General features: G+C 64.9%; 21 protein-coding genes. 14 read left to right on the top strand and 7 right to left on the bottom strand.

Translation table 11 applies throughout. The features are described from left to right. Window positions 1–17 precede the first annotated feature (17 nt). From VFR64_19880 to pilB, 3 genes are read right to left on the bottom strand one after another with little or no spacing between them, the layout of a single operon-like run. Entirely contained in the window at window positions 18–1,226 is a 1,209-nt protein-coding gene (locus VFR64_19880; protein ID HET9491996.1) for a type II secretion system F family protein, read from the bottom strand. 9 nt (window positions 1,227–1,235) lie between these two features. Then, on the bottom strand, window positions 1,236–2,351 hold the full coding sequence (locus VFR64_19875) for a type IV pilus twitching motility protein PilT (protein HET9491995.1): 1,116 nt from the start codon (window positions 2,349–2,351) through the stop codon (window positions 1,236–1,238). A 28-nt stretch (window positions 2,352–2,379) separates the two neighbouring features. Further along, a complete protein-coding gene (gene pilB / locus VFR64_19870) occupies window positions 2,380–4,119 on the bottom strand; it encodes a type IV-A pilus assembly ATPase PilB (GenBank protein ID HET9491994.1) in 1,740 nt (579 codons plus the stop codon). A 553-nt stretch (window positions 4,120–4,672) separates the two neighbouring features. On the opposite strand from pilB, the gene VFR64_19865 reads away from it, so the two are divergent. From VFR64_19865 to VFR64_19840, 6 genes are all read left to right on the top strand, one after another. Beyond that, window positions 4,673–5,152, top strand: coding sequence for a GspH/FimT family pseudopilin (locus VFR64_19865; GenBank protein HET9491993.1), 480 nt, complete (start codon window positions 4,673–4,675; stop codon window positions 5,150–5,152). A 22-nt stretch (window positions 5,153–5,174) separates the two neighbouring features. Beyond that, window positions 5,175–5,732, top strand: a complete 558-nt coding sequence (locus VFR64_19860; protein HET9491992.1) for a prepilin-type N-terminal cleavage/methylation domain-containing protein — start codon at window positions 5,175–5,177, stop codon at window positions 5,730–5,732. Between the two features lie 8 nt (window positions 5,733–5,740). Continuing rightward, window positions 5,741–6,283: a prepilin-type N-terminal cleavage/methylation domain-containing protein gene (locus tag VFR64_19855; GenBank protein HET9491991.1), complete on the top strand. Its 543-nt coding sequence runs from the start codon at window positions 5,741–5,743 to the stop codon at window positions 6,281–6,283. Between the two features lie 16 nt (window positions 6,284–6,299). Beyond that, window positions 6,300–7,556: a hypothetical protein gene (locus VFR64_19850; GenBank protein ID HET9491990.1), complete on the top strand. Its 1,257-nt coding sequence runs from the start codon at window positions 6,300–6,302 to the stop codon at window positions 7,554–7,556. Then, window positions 7,556–8,266 carry a hypothetical protein gene (locus VFR64_19845; GenBank protein HET9491989.1) on the top strand — a complete coding sequence of 237 codons (711 nt, stop codon included), beginning with the start codon at window positions 7,556–7,558 and terminating at the stop codon, window positions 8,264–8,266. Before VFR64_19850 ends, VFR64_19845 begins: the two co-directional genes overlap by 1 nt. Window positions 8,267–8,541: 275 nt before the next feature. After that, window positions 8,542–9,591, top strand: a complete 1,050-nt coding sequence (locus VFR64_19840) for a NosD domain-containing protein (GenBank protein HET9491988.1) — start codon at window positions 8,542–8,544, stop codon at window positions 9,589–9,591. Window positions 9,592–9,978: 387 nt separating this feature from the next. Here the strand turns inward: VFR64_19840 and VFR64_19835 are convergent, their stop codons facing one another. Continuing rightward, complete coding sequence (locus VFR64_19835) at window positions 9,979–10,515, bottom strand: macro domain-containing protein (GenBank protein ID HET9491987.1); 537 nt, start codon at window positions 10,513–10,515, stop codon at window positions 9,979–9,981. After that, complete coding sequence (gene mazG, locus VFR64_19830) at window positions 10,512–11,318, bottom strand: nucleoside triphosphate pyrophosphohydrolase (GenBank protein ID HET9491986.1); 807 nt, start codon at window positions 11,316–11,318, stop codon at window positions 10,512–10,514. The genes VFR64_19835 and mazG overlap by 4 nt, the downstream gene beginning before the upstream one ends. Before the next feature lie 230 nt (window positions 11,319–11,548). Here mazG and VFR64_19825 point away from each other — a divergent pair, with 230 nt between their 5' ends. Then, window positions 11,549–11,782 carry a DUF1844 domain-containing protein gene (locus tag VFR64_19825; protein ID HET9491985.1) on the top strand — a complete coding sequence of 78 codons (234 nt, stop codon included), beginning with the start codon at window positions 11,549–11,551 and terminating at the stop codon, window positions 11,780–11,782. Here VFR64_19825 and VFR64_19820 read toward each other — a convergent pair. Continuing rightward, a complete protein-coding gene (locus VFR64_19820) occupies window positions 11,763–11,963 on the bottom strand; it encodes a hypothetical protein (protein ID HET9491984.1) in 201 nt (66 codons plus the stop codon). The two genes, VFR64_19825 and VFR64_19820, sit on opposite strands and share 20 nt — an antisense overlap. Before the next feature lie 90 nt (window positions 11,964–12,053). Here VFR64_19820 and VFR64_19815 point away from each other — a divergent pair, with 90 nt between their 5' ends. The 7 genes from VFR64_19815 (at window position 12,054) to VFR64_19785 (ending at window position 19,496) form a co-directional block, all read left to right on the top strand. Beyond that, window positions 12,054–12,347: a hypothetical protein gene (locus VFR64_19815; GenBank protein ID HET9491983.1), complete on the top strand. Its 294-nt coding sequence runs from the start codon at window positions 12,054–12,056 to the stop codon at window positions 12,345–12,347. Between the two features lie 243 nt (window positions 12,348–12,590). Next, a complete protein-coding gene (locus VFR64_19810) occupies window positions 12,591–13,064 on the top strand; it encodes an Hsp20/alpha crystallin family protein (protein HET9491982.1) in 474 nt (157 codons plus the stop codon). Window positions 13,065–13,146: 82 nt separating this feature from the next. Further along, window positions 13,147–15,069, top strand: a complete 1,923-nt coding sequence (dnaK, locus tag VFR64_19805) for a molecular chaperone DnaK (GenBank protein ID HET9491981.1) — start codon at window positions 13,147–13,149, stop codon at window positions 15,067–15,069. 3 nt (window positions 15,070–15,072) lie between these two features. Then, window positions 15,073–15,951, top strand: a complete 879-nt coding sequence (locus tag VFR64_19800) for a J domain-containing protein (protein ID HET9491980.1) — start codon at window positions 15,073–15,075, stop codon at window positions 15,949–15,951. Continuing rightward, complete coding sequence (locus VFR64_19795) at window positions 15,948–16,340, top strand: MerR family transcriptional regulator (GenBank protein ID HET9491979.1); 393 nt, start codon at window positions 15,948–15,950, stop codon at window positions 16,338–16,340. The genes VFR64_19800 and VFR64_19795 overlap by 4 nt, the downstream gene beginning before the upstream one ends. A 34-nt stretch (window positions 16,341–16,374) precedes the next feature. Beyond that, window positions 16,375–18,756 carry an endopeptidase La gene (gene lon, locus VFR64_19790; protein HET9491978.1) on the top strand — a complete coding sequence of 794 codons (2,382 nt, stop codon included), beginning with the start codon at window positions 16,375–16,377 and terminating at the stop codon, window positions 18,754–18,756. A gap of 71 nt (window positions 18,757–18,827) precedes the next feature. Next, a complete protein-coding gene (locus VFR64_19785) occupies window positions 18,828–19,496 on the top strand; it encodes a lytic transglycosylase domain-containing protein (protein HET9491977.1) in 669 nt (222 codons plus the stop codon). Window positions 19,497–19,499: 3 nt separating this feature from the next. Here VFR64_19785 and VFR64_19780 read toward each other — a convergent pair. Beyond that, window positions 19,500–19,719, bottom strand: a 220-nt coding sequence (locus VFR64_19780; GenBank protein ID HET9491976.1) for a magnesium chelatase, incomplete at its 5' end; no start/stop codon positions are given.

The raw sequence follows: 19,719 nt of genomic DNA, 5'->3' as shown, positions 1-19,719 counted from the left end.
CTTGCCGCGTCTTCCGCTTACTTGATCAGGGTCACGATCTTGAAGATCGGTAGATAAAGCGCGACGACCAGGCCGCCGATGATGACGCCGAGAATGACGATCATCGCCGGCTCCAGCAGTGACATGAGAGCACCCACCGCGGTATCAACCTCGTCGTCGTAGAAGTCGGCCACCTTGGCCAGCATCTGGTCGAGGGCTCCGGTCGACTCGCCGACGTTGATCATGTGAACGACCATGGGCGGGAAGACCGCCGCCGTTCGCAGTGGCTCGGCCAGCGTGCGCCCCGACGTGACCGCCGCCCGGGCCTGCATGACCGCCTTCTCCACCACCCGGTTACCGGCAGAGCGGGCCGTGATGCGGAGCGCTTCAAGAATCGGGACGCCGGACGAGATCATCGTCCCCAGTGTCCTGGTGAATCGCGCCACCGATACTTTCTGGATGAGGACGCCAATGACTGGCACCTTGAGAAGAAGCGAATCGATGACCATGCTACCCGACTCGGTAGCATAGTACTTCTTGAGGACGAACACGAAGGCGGCCATGGCGGCGAAGATGTAGAGGATGTACTTGCGGGTGAAGTCCGACGCCCAGAGCACGACCTTGGTCGGCAGCGGCAAATCGGCCCCCAACCCCGTAAACATGGTTTTGAAGGTCGGGATGACGAACGTCATCATGAAGATCACCACGAGGACGGCCACGGAGATAATAGTCGCGGGGTACACCATGGCGCCCTTGACCTTACGCTTCAGCGAAGCGGCCTTTTCGATGTAGGCCGCCAACCGCTGGAGGACCACGTCAAGCACGCCGGCCGATTCGCCGGCCTGCAGCATGTTGGTGAACAGATCGTTGAAGACTCGGGGAAACTTGCGGAAAGAGTCAGCCAGGGCGGCGCCCGCCTCTACTTCCTTGACGATCTGCTGGGTGACGTTGCGGAGGTGTTTGGATTCCGTCTGCTCGGCCAGGATCGAGAGGCACTGGGTGATCGGCAGGCCGGCGTCGATCATCGCCGAGAACTGACGGGTGTACACGGCGAGCTCTCGGTCCTTGACCTTGCCTCCGCCACCACGTCGAGCGGATGTCGCGGCCCTGGTCCGCCGCTCGGTGACGGCGGTAACCAGAATGCCCCGGGAACGGAGCTCGCCGACAGCGTTGGCCCGGTCGGTTGCCTCAACCTCGCCGGCCACAGCGCCGGCGATCGTCCTCCCTCGGTAGACGAAGTTCGGCAAGATGGCCTCCTACGACCGCCGGGAGAACGGCGACGCGCTGCCCGCGCCTGCCGTCGCGGGGGAAGCCCCGCCCCCATCGCTCTGGAGCAGCTGGGCGAGCTCCTCGGGAAGGGTCGACCGGTTCATGCCATCCTCGCGGGTGATCTGGTGGCGACGGACGAGATCGGCCAGGGACTGGTTCATCGTCTGCATGCCAAACTTGGCGCCGGACTGCAGCGCAGAATAGATCTGGTGGATCTTCTCCTCCCGGATGAGGTTCCGGATGGCAGGCGTCGCCACCATGATTTCCATGCTCATCGTCCGCCCGCCCCCGATCTTGGGGATGAGCGTCTGCGAGAGCACCCCCTCGAGTACCAGTGAGAGTTGGGCTCGGACCTGTGCCTGTTGCGTCGTCGGGAACACGTCGATGATTCGGTTGATGGTCTGGGCGCAAGAGTTGGTGTGCAGCGTCCCGAAGGTGAGGTGACCCGTCTCCGCGATCGTGATAGCAGCGGCGATGGTTTCTAGATCGCGCATCTCGCCGACCAGCACGACGTCGGGATCTTGACGCAGGATCGACTTGAGCGCGTTCTTGAAGGAATGGGTGTCGGCGAAGACCTCCCGCTGGTTCACGACGCACCGCTTGTGCGGGTGCACGAACTCGATGGGATCCTCGATCGTGACGATGTGCTCGCTGCGCTCGTTGTTGATCTTGTCCACCATGGCGGCCAGCGTCGTGGACTTTCCCGAGCCGGTGGGACCGGTGACGAGGACGAGGCCCTTGGGCCGCTCGGCCAGCTCCTCGACGACTTTCGGCAGGCCGAGCTCCTCGAAGCTGCGGATCTTGTAGGGCACTACTCGGATAGCGGCGCCGACGGCGCCGCGTTGCCGGTAGACGTTACAGCGGAATCGGGCCAACCCCTGGATGCCGAAAGACAGGTCGAGCTCGCTCTCTTCCTCGAACTTCTGCTTCTGGGCCTCGTTCAGCACGCTGTAGGCCAATCGCTGCGTGTCCTGGGGCGTCAGCTGCTCGAACTCGGACAACGGCATTAGTTTGCCGGCGATACGGATCTGGGGGTGCGTGCCGGTCGTGATGTGGAGGTCGGAACCGCCTCGATCAACGAGGATCTGCAGCAGATCAGCCATCGTAGCCGCCATCGTTCCTCCCGGCCCGTTACTCGGCGACGGTGACTCGAAGCACCTCCTCCACCGTCGTAGCGCCGTCGAGCACCTTGGTGAGCCCCGCCTGGCGCAGCGTGCGCATGCCCAAGCGCTGCGCGGCTCGGCGCAACTCCGCCTCTTGTGCGCCTCTCAGGATCATATCGCGCAACTCCGCCGTCATCGGCATGACTTCGTAAAATGCCACTCGGCCTTTCAGGCCGGTGAAGTTGCAGACCGTACACCCCTTGCCCTTGTAGACTGTGACCCGCCTAGGTCCTGTCGGTTGGTGCCCGTAGGGTGTCAGGCTCTCCTGGTCGATCTCGTAAGATTCCCGGCACTCGTTGCACACTTTGCGGCCCAGGCGCTGGGCGACGATCAGGACGAGCGCGGATGCGACCAGGTACGGGGGGATGCCCATGTCGACCAGCCGCGCCACCGTGGAGGGACAGTCGTTGGTATGCAGCGTGGAGAACACGAGGTGGCCGGTCAAGGCCGCCCGGATGGCGATCTGGGCCGTCTCCAGATCGCGCGTTTCGCCGACCAATATCACATCGGGATCCTGGCGCAGGAATGAACGCAGGACCGCCGCGAAGGTGCGCCCCACGGCCTCGTTGATCTGGATCTGATTGACGCCCCGCAGGTTGTACTCGACGGGGTCCTCCGCGGTCAGGATGTTTTGCTCGGGCGAATTGATGGCCTGGATTGCCGAGTAGAGCGTCGTGGTCTTGCCCGAGCCGGTGGGGCCTGTGATGAGGACCATCCCATAAGGCTGGCGGATCGCCGCCTGGAACTGCTCGAGGCTCCCGGGATCGAACCCGAGCTCAGTGAGGTCGAGTCGCAGAGCCTCCTTGTCCAGGATCCGGAGGACGGCCTTCTCGCCATAGATCGTCGGCAGAATGGCCACCCGGAAATCGATCTCCCGGTCGTTGTAGCGAAGCTTGATGCGGCCGTCCTGGGGCAGCCGCCGCTCGGCGATGTCCAGGTTGGACATGATCTTGATCCGCGATGTGAGGGCTGGCTCCAGCCGCTTGGGTGGCGAGAGGATCTCGTGCAAGACGCCGTCGACACGAACGCGAATCCGGTACACCTTCTCGTAGGGCTCGAAATGGACGTCCGACGCGCCCTTCTGGATGGCGTCACCGAGCACCATGTTGACCAGCTTCACCACCGGCGCCTCGTCCGCCGACTCCTTCAGCTCGAAGATGTCGAGCTTGGGCGCTTCCTTGTCTTCCACGACCTCCACGGCCGCTGCGGTGACGTCACTGGCCAGGTCGGTAAGGCTCTCGGTGGCCGCACCGCCGTGACCCTCATAGTTGCGCTCGATAGCCTTGCGGATGGCTGCCTGAGAGGCCACAACCGGCAGAACCTGGAGGTTCGTCATGAAGGCGATGTCGTCGAGCGCGAAGACGTTGGTGGGGTCGACCATGGCGAGTGTCAGCGAGTTGCTGACCCGTTTCACGGGTAGAACCTCGTACTTCTTGGCGATGGCCGCCGGCACGAGACGCAGCACATCCGCATCGACGTCGAACTGAGCGAGCGTCATGGAAGGGATGCCATACTGCCGGGACAGGAAGCCGATCAGCTGTTCCTCGGTGAGGAGCTTGAGGCTGAGGAGAACGGATCCGAGCTTTTCGGCGGTGCCCTTCTGGGCCGCCAAGGCCCGGGTCAGATCTTGCGGCGAAATCAGGCCTTCGGCAACGAGAAGATCGCCGAGGCGGCGGTTGACGGACTGCCCGAGCTTCGAATAAGCCATTAAAGCATTCTTACGTTACTTCCCCCAACCGCTTCAATGTCTCTGAAAAGATCTTGTTGGCGTCGTCCTGGTGAGGGCCGCTTCCCCCACATCGATCGGTCCGTGGCCACTCCAGCCTGCCAGCTCGCCTTTTTACCCATCCTGTCGATCGAGCGCTGTTTCGCCCTTCCTCGCCAGTGGAACGCTACGCCGCACGTCAACACCTGGGGGTGGGCGACGGGACGCCCCAAAGAGCTCGTCATCGGTCGGTTGACGCCGGAGAAAGGCGTTCCACTCCTGGTGAGAGCAACCGGTGCTCGATACCACCTAGTCTTCTGGGGTTCAGAGGCCGTATCCCGGCGACGATGTCTGCTCGCGCCGGGCGTGTACCAGGAAGGCGGCAATTCTCGTCGCCCCTGGGTACAAGCTGGCACTGATGGCGAATTTTTCCGTGGCGGTGTTTGAAGGCTCAGCGGTTCGGCTGCTTCCGGCGACACGATTTAGGCGACACAACCAGCTTGGTCCATTCCTTGCTGCAAAGGCTTGGGTCATGTGTAGGGAAGGAAACCGTCCAATGCTCCATCGGGTCGTTCGGCGACCGACAAGCGGTGGATTTACCACTGGCGAAGTGCTCGTTGTTCTCGCCATCCTCGGCACTTTGGCATTGGCATCAATGCCGACCCTCATCGGCTACTGGCGGGCGTCGACGGTAAAGGCAGCAGCCGAAGAACTGGTCGCTGGGCTGAACAACGCCCGCCACCTCGCCCTTGCTCGGAACCGCAACGTCTGTGTGGAGCTGGTCGACGGCACCAAGCGGTACCGATTCTGGCTGGGTACCTGCGGGGGTGGGACAGTCTGGAACGGCCCCGGAACGGCGACGAACGGCTTCTACACGCTGGCCGGCGATGTAACCGTGACCAAGAACCCCCCCGGTAATAATCCGGTGTTCGATCGGCTCGGCGCGGCGCCGGCGCAAGCGGTCTTCAGGATCGCCGACGCGCAGGGGCTGACCCGTGACGTCGTCGTCGCGCCCTCTGGACGCGTGACGAAATAGGAACCGTAGCGACATGAGGCGAATGCTGACGATTGTAAGGAACGACGAGGCCGGGCTGACTCTCGTCGAGGTCCTGATCGCTATGTCGGTCATCCTGATCGGATTGATCGCCCTCGCGGGGCTGGTCCCTCTCTCGCTGGGCCACATCGGTCAGGCGAACTTTCGGACCACAGCTGTGTTCCTGGCCCAGCAGCGCCTCGAGCAGGTCAAGAACGGTGTGTGGACCTGCTTTCCGAACTATAGTGACTCAGTCGGACGCTCGAATCCCACGACGAGTGCGCCAACGGTGACCACTGCAACCTGCGCCTCGCCGGCACCGCTGAACATCACCGGCAACACCGGCACCGTTACCTTTGCTGACGAAGGCTACGGGACGATTGCCGGACATCCCCTCTATCGCCGCGAGGTGCGCATCGAGGATTGTGGCGTCCCCCCCGGATGCAGCGGCGGCGTGCTGGACAGCGGTATCCGTCAGGTAACCGTTTCCGTGTTCTTCCGACCACAGACGGGCGTCGGCACGCTCAATAACACGACCGAGGAGGCTGCGAAGATGACGACTTTCGTGGCCCTGCGGCAATAGGCCTGGCCATGACACCCTGGGCCTGCCAGAAAGGATTCACCCTCGCCGAGCTGCTGGTCGGCTTGGCGGTTCTGGGCCTGGCGCTCGCCGGCCTGGCGACGGTTCACGAGAGCGGCCTGCGGGCTTACCTCTACGGATCCAATCGGGTCGAGGTCCAGCAGAACGCCCGCGTAGCGCTGGAACGCATGGCCCGCGAGATCCGCGAGGCGCAGGCGCTGGCCAATCAGACGGCGACCCAGCTGACCGTCCAGACCGATTGGAATGGCAACGGGGTTGTCGGCGAGGCCATCGCGGTCGCCGTGGATGGGGTGCTCCGGGGCGAGCGGGTGACGTATCGTCTGAGTGGCGGCGCGCTGCAGCGGCAGGAAACCGGCGTGGATCTACAATTCCTGACGCTGATCGGCGGCGTCGAGCAGTTGACCCTGACCTACCCGACCGCGAAGACCGTCTCCATCACGATCCGGACCCGCACCGAGGAGACCGCTCCGGCGGGGACTGTGGCCGACACAAAGTCTCAGGTCACGACAACCGTCCGGCTCCGCAACTCGTAGGGGAGGGGGAAGAGACATGCCGGTTCTGAAAACAACAGTCCTGAAGGTCCTGCGCGATGAACGCGGAATGGCACTTCCCATAGCCCTGATGGTGCTGGCTGTTCTCGGGTCGCTCACCGCGGCCCTGGCCATGCTCGGCACGACGGAGCCCTTGAGCTCCACGAACCTGAAGCGGGCGGACCAGGCCCTGACGCTGGCCGAGGCGGGAGTGGAACGATCCATCTGGACGCTGAGCCCGGCGCCGACGGGCCCGGTCACCTATGGCGTCGCCACACCACTGGCCGGCCCGCAGGGCGCGCCCTGGGACGGCAGCTCCCTGTTCAGCCTGACCGCCTCCAATGATCCGGTGGCGGTGGGTGGCTACACGGTGCAGCTCATGCCAGGGGCGAGGCCCAACGAGGTGCAGGTGGCGAGTACCGGCTGGATTCCCAACAACGCCAACCCCTCCGCGACTCGCGCCGTGCGCGTCACGCTGATGTCGCTCAACCACCGCTTCCGGCCGCCTGGAGCCCTGAACGTCGACGGCGAGACGCTCGTGTCCGGCAACGCGGCCATCGCCGCCTATGGCAACATCTGTAACGGCAGCGGACCCGCGAGTGGGAGCTATTCGTCGAATGCCACGGAAGTGGATGGCGCGGCACAGATCTGCGCGGGCGTCGACTGCAGCAGCAATCAAACGGACTGCCAGAGCCCGAGCTGTCTCGAGAGCCAGCCGAACGCCCCGACGACGTTCAATGACCTGACGCTGACGCGGGACGAGCTGAACATGCTCAAGGACATGGCCAAGCAAGCCGGGACGTACTGGGGACCGCCGAACTACAACGGGCCGTCAACCGGCGGAACCTGGAACGGAGCGGTCAACTTCGGCACGAGCGTCCCCCTGCCCAACGGCATCGTGTTCGTGGATACCATCAGCGGGAATCCGCCCACGGCGAGCAATGTCGCCGATATGGCCGATGTCCGGATCGCCGGTAGCGGTGGCACCTATTCCGGCTGGATGATCGTCATGGGCTCGATCGATCTCAGCGGTGACGCCACCTACAACGGCCTGGTCTACGCCGCCGACGACCTGACCGCGGGGAACGGCACGGCCGTCGTCAACGGGGCGGTCATCGCTCACAACGAAAATGGCGCGAACGATACCCAGATCGATACCACGACGAACGGTACGATCTCGATCAACTACGACTGCAACAATATCAACAACGCTGGCGGCAGAATTCCGCAGGGCTTCATGGTGAAGCCCGGGACCTGGCGCGAGGTCTCGAGCTGATGTTCACCGTCACCCGTCTCACGCTCCTGGCGGTGGGCATACTCACCCTGACCGTTGCCTGCCAGGACGCGCCGCGGTTGCAGCCCAGCGCGACGCCGCCGCCAGATCTGCTCGCCCAGGCGCGCGAGGCAATTGCGCGGCGCGACTATGACACCAGCGCACGGCTTCTCCGTCAGGTCGTTGCCGAAACCCCGGACAGCGTCGAGGCTCATCACCTGCTCGCGGTCAGTGCGAGTTGGCTCGACCTCAGCGACGAGGCCGAAGCCCAGTTCGAGTGGGTCGTCGCAAATGGGGTGGCAGATTCGCAGGAGGTCAAGGACGCCCGCGAGTGGCTCCGCGCCTTCCGCTCCAAGGCACAGGCGGCGCCATCCTCCGAGCCGGCGCCCACGCGCCCGGACCGCGCCAGCCTCTCAGGGCAGGTCCTGTGGAGCAAGGACGGCAGCGTGCGTCCCCAGCCTCACCTTCGGCTGTTCCTCAAAGGTATTAAGGGCACGTCTATCGAGGACGAGTTCTATCGAGTGCAGACGGACGAGCGCGGGATGTTCCGCATCGCCGATGTTCCGCCCGGAGAGTATTCCCTCACGAACCGCGTGGCCGGTCCTCCCATCTGGCGCCTCAAGGTGGCGCTCAAGGCCGGGGAGGATCTCAAGCTCGACCTCACGCCTCAGAACAGCGTCAAAGTCCGGGACGACTTTCCGGACAGCCGTTAGCGCCCGCACTCCTTGCTGTCGTAGCGCGCCTCACCCGAACGACCAATCGGTGCCGTCTTTTGTCAGTCTGGATGCCAGTCCTGGTCACCTGTCTCGTCCCGGCGTTGTAGGTCACCCATAAGTATGCGGATACACGACGGTTGATCTGGAGGGTGTGGCATCCCCCCTGCATTCAACTTCCTTACGGGAACTGGTCGAAGCTGGACCAGGGCGACAAGGGGGGACACGTTATGAGCTGGTGGCCAGGACAAACTCGCCAGATTGCATGTCAATGGGTGGTAGTCCTGATCGTCTCTGTCGCGGGCGTCGTCGCGCCCTCGCTGCTGTCGGCACAGACCGTGATTATCACGGATACCACGCTCACCGCTGACAACGTCGGGGGAATCACGATCGGTGCGCATGGCATCGTGCTGGATTGCAACGGCCATCGTATCAGCGGCGCCGCCACGGGGATCACCCTCAACGGGAAAACGTCGGTGACCGTGAGGAACTGTGTCGTCACCAATAACGGAAACGGGATTGTCGTTTCCTCGTCCTCAGGTAACACATTCGAGGCCAACACGGTCGAGGGTAACGCCGGGGGTATTCAACTGACCGCAGCCGGCGGGAACATGCTCAGACGGAATACCGTGCGGCGCAACAGCCAGTTCGGCGTGCGAATCGACACCTTCAGCAATGGCAACAACCTCAGGGAAAATACGATCTCCAACAACGCACGCGGTCTGGACGTCCTGTCCTCAGTGGGGAATACCGTCGTCAACAACAATTTCTTCGACAACCAGGTCCAGGCTGCTGTCGTGGGCACGACGTGGTTCTCCCTCGCCCTGCCGACTGGCGGCAACTACTGGACTGACTTCGACACCCCCGCCGAGGGCTGCAGCGACCAGGACGGTGACGGCTTCTGCGACGCACCAAGGGTCGTAGTGAGTCCATGGGGGCAGGACAACCTGCCGTGGACCAGGCCGTTTGGCGAGGCGACCGTGGTGTCCATCGACATCAAGCCGGCGTCGCTCAACCCTGGTGCTCAAGGGACCATCCCTGTCGCGATTTACAGTACGTCGAGCTTTGACGTGTCGTCGGTGGACCTCAGTACGGTCAAGCTCGCGGGTATGTCGGTCGCTCTGCTGGGCAACGGCTCTCCCCAAGCGTCGCTCGTGGATCTGAATGGCGATGGCCTCCTGGACCTCCTGGTGCATATCAGCACCGAGGCGTTGGACGTCGCGGCACGCAGCACCAACCAGACCGGTACGCTGACGTTGGAGGGCCGTACGTTGAACGGTGGGGCGATCCGCGGGACCGATTCGGTCAAGATCGTCGGGGACTGACGGTTGCAGCCGCCGGGCCAGTCAGCGGATAGTGTCGAACACCGCGGTGCGGCCGCTCGCTGTGAAGTGTGTCCCCGATGGTAAGGCGGGTGTTCGGCGGACGCCGAGCGAGACTGATGTGGAGGCGATGCAGTTGTCGTAGGTCAGCGACGGCGGTAGCGCGCAGGGGCCGGGCACTCGACGAGGCGTACGGCCCCTGCGCACCAGTCGGGTCGAATGGGCGGGTAATGGTGTCCACGTCGGCGTAGTCAACGCCGACGCACTTTTGACCAGTAGGGCAGCTGCTTCTTGGCCGCGGCCTCGAGGCGACTGTCTTCCTGCGAAATCAGGCCTTCGGCAACGAGAAGGTCGCCGATGCGGCGGTTGAACGGACTGCCCGAGTTTGTCTTACGCCACTCCCCCCAACCGCTTCAATGTCTCTGAAAAGATCTTGTAGGCGTCGTCCTGGTACAGCACGAAGAGCACCCGTTTGAGGCTGCTCTGGCCGCTCTTGAGGTGGCCGATAACCTCTTTCAGCATCGCCTCGGCCGAGAGGGCCGGGGGCACATGGCCGACCCCGGTTCCCAGGGCCGGTAAGGCCAGCGAAGTGATACGGTGCTTGTTGGCCAGGGCCAGGAGTGCCCGGGTGGCTAAGGCCACCTTATCGGGGTCGGTCTTCAGGTCGGCACCCATCACCGCGGCATGGATCACGTGGGTTGCCATCAGGTTGCCACCGGTGGTGAGGACCGCTTCCCCGACCTCGATGGGCCCCTGGCGTATGGCTTCCTCTTCGATGATGACCCCACCTTTGCGCTTGATCGCGCCCGCCACACCGGTTCCCATTGCCAGCGTCGTGTTCGCGGCATTGACGATGGCGTCGACGTCCCGGTCGGTGATGTCGCCGCGCTCGATGGCAACCGTGGCTGCTCCTATCTTGACCTTCATCTCCACCCCTGCTCCGGCTCCTCCTGGGCTTTGGCTGCCTGCCAGCACCGCTCCAACTCCTCCAGCGGAACGCTGTCCACCGACTTGCCCTCGGCATGGAGACGGCGCTCCATGTCGGCAAAGCGCCGGCGGAACTTGTCGCTGGCCTGCCCGAGCGCGCCTTCGGCGTCGATGCCGGCCAGGCGGGCGACGTTGACCAGGGAAAAGAGCAGGTCCCCCAGTTCTTCGGTGAGCCGCGCATTGTCGGCGAGCACGGCGGCGGCCTCGCGCACCTCTTCTTCGACCTTCCCCCAGGCCGCGCGCGCATGGGGCCAATCGAAGCCAACGCGCGAGGCCTTTCCCTGCAGGCGCTGGGCGCGGAGCAGGGCCGGCAGGGCTCGAGGCACGCCGTCCAGCACCGAACGATGATGACCGGCCGCCAACGCTTCCCGCCGCTTCAGGCGCTCCCACTGCGTGAGCGCCTCCTGCGCGGTGCTCACCGATGCCTCGCCGAAGACGTGGGGATGGCGGCTGACCATCTTGTCGACCAGTCCCGTGAGCACGTCGGCAATGGTGAACTCGCCGAGCTCGCTGGCTATCTGAGCGTGGATCATCACCTGGAAGAGCAGATCGCCCAGCTCCTCGGCCAGGTGACGGGGATCGCTGGACTCCAGCGCGTCCAGAACTTCGTAGGCTTCTTCGATGAGATGGGGCTTCAACGACGTTCGGGTTTGCTCGCGATCCCACGGACAGCCATCGGGGGCGCGAAGACGCGCCAGGATTTCAACGAGGCGGTTGAAGACGTGTCCGGGGGACTCGGCCATGTCCGTTCCTGAAGGGTGGAATTGATTATACCGTAAGGCTTTTTTCGTATGCTACGTTCGCGGACATGGCGCAGGACGACTCCGAGCGGGGCTTTGAAATCCGGGATCGGCGGCATCGCCCCGAGGAGCCCCGCTCCGCACCTGGAGAGGAGCGGAGGCAGGCCGAGGCCGGCCGACCGGCGCCGCCGCCACCGACGACGGGTGGCCCCTCGGCGCCTCAGGAGCGCAGCTTGACCGGCCTCTTCATGATGCTGGGAAGCCTGGCCCTGGCTGGTCTCGAGGGTGTCCACGACCCGTCCACCGGCCAGGCCGAGCGCAATCCCGCACATGCCGCGGAAGCCATCGACACGTTGATGCTGCTTCGGGACAAGACCGAGGGTCACCGGACGCCGGAAGAGAGCCAGGTCCTGGAGGAGCTGATCTACGACCTCCAGCTGCGGTACGTCAGGGCTTCTCGACCCTGACGACGTCGATACGCCCGGCCTGAAGGGAGACCTCCGCCACCGAATCCGGTAGGCGGAAGTGCAGAACTCTAAGCGTCGCCGGGCTCAGCATCAAGCGCGGCAGGATGGCCGGCAGACGCCGCCGCCCCAGCCAGAATCGCTCGATCCGAAGCCGCATGTAGCGGCGGCGACCGTCGTCCATCGGCTCCACGCTGGCTCGGACCCGGAACCTGACCCAGACAGGGGTTTGCTGCCACCCCGCTGGTAAGAGATTCACCAACCGATTGAATGGTTGTTCACCGAGCAGGGCGGCGACCGGAACTCGGCCGGCGACTTCGGCGGTTCCAAGGCCAGGCAGACGAAGCTGGACCCGCGTCAGGGGGAACTCTGCAAGCTCTGGGAGCCTTCGGGACAGGAGGGCGTTCAGCTCCCCCTCAGTGAAGCTCACGAGGCGCGACTGCTGTGGCCGGTTACGGGCAGTGGCCAGGACCTGGGAGAGCTTTTGTCGGGCGAGCGCCTCGTCGCCGGAGAGGACGGGCGCCAGCTCTGCTTCGGCGAGGATTCCCGTGGCGAGCCAGCCTACTGAGGCAAGAGCGCCGGCGATGATGCCCCAGACAACAAGAGTTGTTAAGCAGCCGCCGCATCCAAGCCGCACCGGGCCACACGCTAGCACGGCACACACAAATCAGCGAAAGATAAGCGTTTACCGGCTAGTTAGTGTCAAAAGACCAGAGCAATTTGACAATGACACACTCACTTGATATAAGGTTTATGCACTCAATCAGGAGCCGGCGGTTGCCGGCAGAAGGCGAGGAAGGAGGACAAGGAGATGGCAATCGAGCGTTGGCGTTCCTTCGCGAGTCCGCTGAGCCGGTGGGAGCCGTTTCGCGATCTCGGGGATATCCAGCAGGAAGTGAACCGGCTGTTCGACAATTTCTACGGTCGTCCGGCTACGGTGGCGGCTGGTGAGCGGACCTGGGTTCCCCTGTGCGACATGCACGAAACGACAGACGACCTCTATGTGACCCTGGAAGTTCCTGGCGTGAAAGAAAAGGACGTCCACGTCTCCATCACGGGTGACCTGCTTACCGTGAAGGGCGAGCGGAAGTGGGACAAGGAGCTGAAGGAGGACGGCGTCCACCGCCTGGAGCGGGTCTACGGCAAGTTCGAGCGGACCATCTCGCTGCCGGTGCCCGTGCAGGCCGACAAGGTCACGGCGAGTTACCGGGACGGGGTGCTGGAGATCAAGCTGCCCAAGGTGGAAGAGGTCCGGCCCAAGGAGATCAAGGTCGACATTCGCTAGGCGCCCAGGGTGTGGGAGGCGAGGCGGGTGTTCGGCTCCGCTTCGCCTCCCTGCCATTTGAGGAAGAGAAGGAGAACAGGACATGGCGAAGGTAATCGGTATCGACCTCGGGACGACGAACTCCGTGGTGGCGGTCGTCGAAGGCGGCAACCCGACGGTGATCGCGAATCAGGAGGGCAGTCGCCTGACGCCGTCCGTCGTCGGTTTCACCAAGGATGAAGAGATCCTCGTCGGACAGGTCGCCAAGCGGCAAGCGATCACGAACCCCGAGAATACCGTCTTCTCGATCAAACGGTTCATGGGGCGCCGCTACGACGAGGTCCTGGGAGAGATCAAGCTCGTCCCGTTCAAGGTCGTCAAAGCAGCGAACGGCGATGTCCGCGCGGAGATTCGGGGCAAGCAGTACGCGCCTCCGGAGATCTCGGCCATGATCCTGCGCAAGCTGAAGGAAGCCGCCGAAGCGTACCTGGGTGAGAAGGTCAGCCAGGCGGTGATCACGGTGCCGGCCTACTTCAACGATAGCCAGCGCCAGGCCACCAAGGACGCGGGCAAGATTGCCGGCCTGGAGGTTCTCCGCATCATCAACGAGCCGACCGCCGCGGCCCTCGCCTACGGCATGGACAAGAAGAAGGATCAGACGATCGTGGTGTACGACCTGGGCGGTGGCACCTTCGACGTATCCATCCTGGAGATCGGCGAGGGCGTCTTCGAGGTGAAGGCCACCAACGGGGATACCCATCTCGGGGGCGACGATTTCGACCAGCGCGTCATCGACTGGATCGCCGGTGAGTTCAAGAAGGAGCACGGGATCGATCTGCAGAAGGACCGCATGGCCTTGCAGCGCCTCAAGGAGGCTGCCGAGAAGGCCAAGTGCGAGCTCTCGACGACCGTGCAGACGGAAGTCAACCTTCCCTTCATCACCGCGGACGCCAGTGGGCCGAAGCACCTCGTCCTGACGCTGACGCGCGCCAAGCTCGAGGCGCTGGTGGCCGATCTGGTCGACCGGACTCTGGGGCCCTGCCGTCAGGCGATGCAGGACGCTGGAGTGACGCCGAAGGACATCGACGAGGTGATCCTGGTCGGTGGGCAGACGCGCATGCCGAAAGTGCGGGAGGTCGTCAAGCAGTTGTTCGGCAAAGAACCCCACATGGGCGTCAACCCCGACGAGGTGGTGGCGGTCGGAGCGGCGGTCCAGGCGGCGGTCCTCACCGGCGAGGTGAAGGATCTGCTGCTGCTGGATGTCACGCCACTGTCTCTCGGCATCGAGACCCTCGGGGGCGTCATGACCACGCTCATCCAGCGCAACACGACGATCCCCACCAAGAAGAGCGAGATCTTCACGACCGCGGCCGACAACCAGACCTCGGTGGAGGTCCACGTCCTTCAAGGCGAGCGGCCGATGGCCCGGGATAACCGGACGCTTGGCAAGTTCCACCTGGTCGGGATCCCCCCGGCGCCGAGGGGGGTTCCGCAGGTCGAAGTCGCGTTCGACATCGACGCCAACGGCATCCTCAACGTCTCGGCCAAAGATACCGCCACCGGCCGGCAGCAGAACATCACGATCACCGCCTCCTCGGGGCTGACCAAGGAGGAGGTCGAACGCATGGTGAGAGACGCCGAGACGAATGCCGCCGAGGACGTCAAGCGCAAGCAGGAGATCGAGATCCGCAACCAGGCCGATTCGCTGGTGTACTCCACGGAGCGTACGCTCGCCGAGCACGGGTCCAAGCTGGAGGAGGCCGACCGCAAAGCGATCGAGGAAGCGCTGGGGGAGGCCAAGGAGGCCCTCAAGGGTGAGGACAGCCAGCGCATCAAACAGGCGCAGGAGAATCTCACGCGAGTCTCACACAAGCTGGCCGAGGTGATGTACCGGCAGGCGCAGAGCGGGACCGCCGGTGGGGGTCAGCCGGGGGGACCGACCACCGAGGGCGAGGCCGCCGGCGGCGCCAAGGAGGGCGAGGTCGTGGACGCCGATTTCGAGGATCTAGGCGACAAGAAATCTTAGGCCATGAGACGGGACTACTATGCCGTCCTGGGAATCGCCGACACGGCGGACCCTCGCGAGATCCGGCGGGCGTTTCAGCGGCTGGCCCGGCAGTACTCGCCCGACGTCAACTTCTGGGAAGAGGGCGCCCGCCCCCTCTTCGAGGAGATCTCCGAGGCGTACCGTGTGCTGAGCGATCCGACGGCCCGGGCCATCTACGATCGCTATGGCCCGACCGGTGTGGCGGTGGAGGGCGGCCGGACAGGCGAGGATGTCCACGTGGCCGTGGACCTCTCGTTTGGCCAGGCCGCCCGCGACACCACCGTACGCCTGGACGTACCGCGGTTCTCGCCCTGTGACGCCTGTGGCGGGTCCGGGCTCACCTCCGCTGGAGCCTGCGGGTTCTGTCGGGGGCGAGGGGTCCGGCGGGTCGTGGATGCCGTCAGGGTGAGGCTTCCCGCCGGCGTGGACTCCGGTACCCAGGTGCGGGTGCGCGGCGAGGGAAGCGCCGGAGCGTTCGGCGGGCCTCGGGGAGATCTGGTCGTCAGCACGCGGGTCCGCGAGCATCCGTTCTTCAAGCGTCAGGGAGACGGCATGTACTGCGACGTGGCGATCAGCGTGTGGGAAGCCATCCGGGGCGTCCGCATGCGAGTGCCAACACCTACCGGCGAAGCGGTTCTCGTGGTGCCTCCGGGGACGACGGCCGGTGAGGTATTCCGCTTGCGGGGCCACGGGCTGCCGAAGCTGACTGGTGAGGGTCGCGGAGATCTCTACGTCACCATCCGCGTGGAGGTCCCCCGGGGGCTCGACGCGCGCACCGACGAGCTGGTCCGGGAGCTCGAGCGGCTGATTCCACTGACGCCTCGGGCCGATCTCGACCGCTACGCGGGAGGGGCGGAGTGAACGACCGGAGCAAGCCGCTTTACACGATCGGTGTCGTGGCCAGCATGTTGAAGGTGCACCCCCAGACCCTGCGGTTCTACGAGAGGAAGGGGTTGTTGCGGCCGAGCCGTACCCAGGGCCGCACGCGGATGTATTCGCCGGAGGACGTGGAAGAACTGGCCCGACTCATCCGCTTGACCCGGGATCTGGGCGTGAATCTTGCCGGCGTCGAGATCATCCTAAGGATGAGGCGTCGAATGCTGGAAATGCAGCGGCAGATCGAGGATCTCCTCGCCTATGTGCGGGAAAGCGGCGAAGAAGGCGCGCCGGTCAGCCGGCCGCGCCGAGAGGCCAAGGAGGCGCTGGTCCGATCGGCCTCCGGGCACCTGCAGCCAGTCGATCTGTTCTGAGTGACGCGGATCACAGAAAGGCTGAGAGCGTACGATGGCGTCTGACACGAGGGAGCAGGCCCACGACCGTCCGATCCCCGACGTGATCGGGATCCTGCCCCTGCGTGGGGCGGTGGTGTTCCCGAATGCCGTCGTTCCGCTCGCAGCCGGGCGCCCATCGTCTGTCCAGGCGATCGAGGAGGCCGTGCAGCACGGTCGCCTGGTGGCGGCCGTGACCCAGCGCGACGCCGCCGAAGAGGTCCCGCGGGCCGAGGGGCTGCATCAACTCGGGACACTCGCCATGATCCATCGCGTGCTCAAGCAACCGGACGGCACGTTGCGACTGGTCGTGCAGGGTCTCAGCCGGCTGCGCGTGCTCGAGATCGTCGCCACCGAGCCTTACCTGCGAGCCCGCATCGAGCCCCTGACCGAGGAAGTGCCCGCGCCCGAGGACATCGAGGCCGAAGCCCTGGGGCGGAGCGCCACGTCGCTGTTCCAACGGGTGGTGGCCCTGTCCCCCACGCTGCCCGACGAGCTGGCCACGGTCGTCACCGGCACCACGAGTGGCGGTGTTCTCGCCGACGTGGTCGCCTCATCGCTGCCCACGCTGCCGCTGGCCCTGAAGCAGGACCTGCTGGAAACGACCAACGTCAAGGAGCGGCTGCAAAAGCTGGTCACCGCCCTGACCAAAGAGGTCGAGGTCCTCACCCTGGGCTCGAAGATCCAGTCGGAGATCGAGTCCGAGATGTCCAAGACCCAGCGCGAGTACTACCTGCGTGAGCAGCTCAAGGCCATCCAGAAGGAGCTGGGGGACGGAGACGAGCGCAGTCGGGAGATCGAGTCGCTGCGGGAGCAGATCGCGGCCGCCGGTATGCCACAGGAAGCGCACGACGAGGCGCTGCGCGAGCTCGACCGGCTGGCCAAGATGCCGGCCGCTGCGGCGGAATACACCGTGGCCCGGACCTACATCGACTGGCTGCTGGCCATGCCCTGGAGGGTCGAGACGACCGACACCGTCGATATCGATCGGGCGCAGGCGATCCTGGACGAGGACCACGAGGGCCTGGCCAAGGTCAAGGAGCGCATTCTCGAGCACCTGGCCGTCAAGAAGATCCGCCCTCAGGGCAAGGATCCGATCCTCTGTTTCGTCGGGCCTCCTGGAGTGGGCAAGACCTCGCTGGGACGCTCGATCGCGCGGGCTCTCGGCCGGAAGTTCCACCGGATCTCACTGGGCGGCATCCGGGACGAAGCGGAGATCCGGGGCCACCGCCGGACCTACATCGGGGCGCTGCCCGGACAGATCGTGCAGGGTCTGCGTCGAGCGGGCACGAAGAATCCCGTCTTCATGCTGGACGAGATCGACAAGCTCGGCGCCGACTTCCGCGGAGATCCGGCCTCGGCGCTGCTCGAGGTGCTCGACCCCGAGCAGAACGCCGCGTTCCGAGACCACTATCTCGATGTGCCCGTCGACCTCTCGCGCGTGCTGTTCATCACCACGGCCAACGTGATCGATACGGTGCCGACTCCGCTGCGGGACCGCATGGAGGTGATCCGATTGGCCGGATACACGGAGGAGGAGAAGGTCAAGATCGCGCAACGGCACCTCGTGCCCAAGCAGGCGCGAGAGCACGGGCTGGAGCCGGGGGTCGGCGTCGAGTTCACCCCGGAAGCGCTCCGCCTGCTTGCCCGCGGCTACACCCGCGAATCCGGCGTGCGGAACCTGGAGCGCGAACTCGCCGGGGTGTGTCGCAAGGTGGCGCGAGAACGGGCCTCGGGGCGTACGGATCGCGCGCAGGTCACGCCTGACGTCGTCACGGCCTATCTAGGGACGCCGCGGTTCGAGTTCGAGGAGCTCGAGGAGCGGACCCGGGTGCCCGGAGTGGCGGTGGGCCTCGCGTGGACGGCCGCGGGGGGCGACCTGCTCTTCATCGAGGCGACTCGTATGGACGGTAAACGAACGTTGACGTTGACGGGTCAGCTCGGCGACGTCATGAAGGAATCGGCCCAGGCGGCGCTGTCATGGGTCCGATCGCACGCCTCCGAGTTGGGCATCCGCGAGGACTTTTGGCAAGTGTCGGACATTCATGTCCATGTGCCGGCTGGCGCCATCCCCAAGGACGGCCCTTCGGCAGGTATCACGCTCGCCGTGGCCCTCACCTCACTCCTGGCTGGGCGCCGGCTGCGGCCCGGCCTGGCCATGACCGGTGAGATCAGCCTTTCGGGGCGGGTGCTCCCTGTCGGAGGAATCAAGGAGAAAGTCCTGGCCGCCCACCGAGCCGGTGTGCGTACCGTCATCCTGCCCCGGCGAAACGAGAACAGCTTCAACGAAGACCTGCCCCTCGAGGTCCGCCAGGTGATGACCATCCATCTGGTCGACGGCATCGGCGAGGCGGTGGACCTGGCGCTGGAGGAATCGTCCGAGCCAGCCACCGTCTAAGTGTCCTATTCTGAACAGATACCAGTTCTGACTCTTGACATTACAGTCACCGGATTCGCTAGAATTCTCGTGTGAAACATGTGGCCGCGGTAGCTGTCCTGCTGGCCACCGCCGGGGCTGCCGGGCCGGCCACGGCCCAGGTATTTCGGTTCGTCGCCCCTGACGGGACCGTCCACTTCACCAACGCCCCGACAGACCCGCGGTATCGACGACACGGTCTGGCCAGCAAAAGGCCGATCGTGCTCGTCGCGCGCCCAGCCGCTCCGCCGCGCCGGCTCTACGAACGGGAGATCAGCGAAGCCGCTGAGCGGTACGGCATCCCGGAGTCCCTCATCCGGGCGGTCATACGGGCCGAGTCGGGGTTCAACCCCAAAGCCGTTTCCCGCCGGGGCGCGCGAGGCCTCATGCAGCTCATGCCGGAAACGGCGGCGATCCTCGGAGTGCGGGATTCCTTCGATCCTCGGCAGAATATCGACGCCGGTGTTCGCCACCTCAAGGGTCTCAAGGAACGCTTCGGGGATGACCTGCGCATCGTCCTGGCCGCCTACAATGCCGGCGAGCAAGCGGTCCTCACATACCGGGGGGTGCCCCCTTATCCGGAGACGCGCGAGTATGTGAGCCGCGTCCTCTACCTGTACGGCGGCGCGGCGGCGACGCTACCCCGATCGACGTTTCGGACGGTCGATCGAAACGGCACGATCACCTACACGAATATCGCGCCCCAGGGCCGCCGCTTCTAGTTGTCAGCCCCGCCACTGGCGATCCAGGCCCCGGTACTGGATCGCTTCGGCGAGGTGTTCCACGGTGATCGCCTCAGCCTCTTCGAGATCGGCGATCGTGCGGGCGACCTTCAACAGCCGGGCGTGGCCTCGGGCCGAGAGTCCCAGGCGAGCCGCGGCCGTCGTCAGCAGGCGTTCGCCGTCTGCGGGCAGCAGGCAAAAGCGTCGCAACTGCCGGGCGCTC

Source organism: Candidatus Methylomirabilota bacterium, assembly GCA_035709005.1.
In the GTDB taxonomy this organism is placed as follows: Bacteria; Methylomirabilota; Methylomirabilia; order Rokubacteriales; family CSP1-6; genus 40CM-4-69-5.
This window is presented reverse-complemented; position numbering and strand designations above follow the sequence as displayed.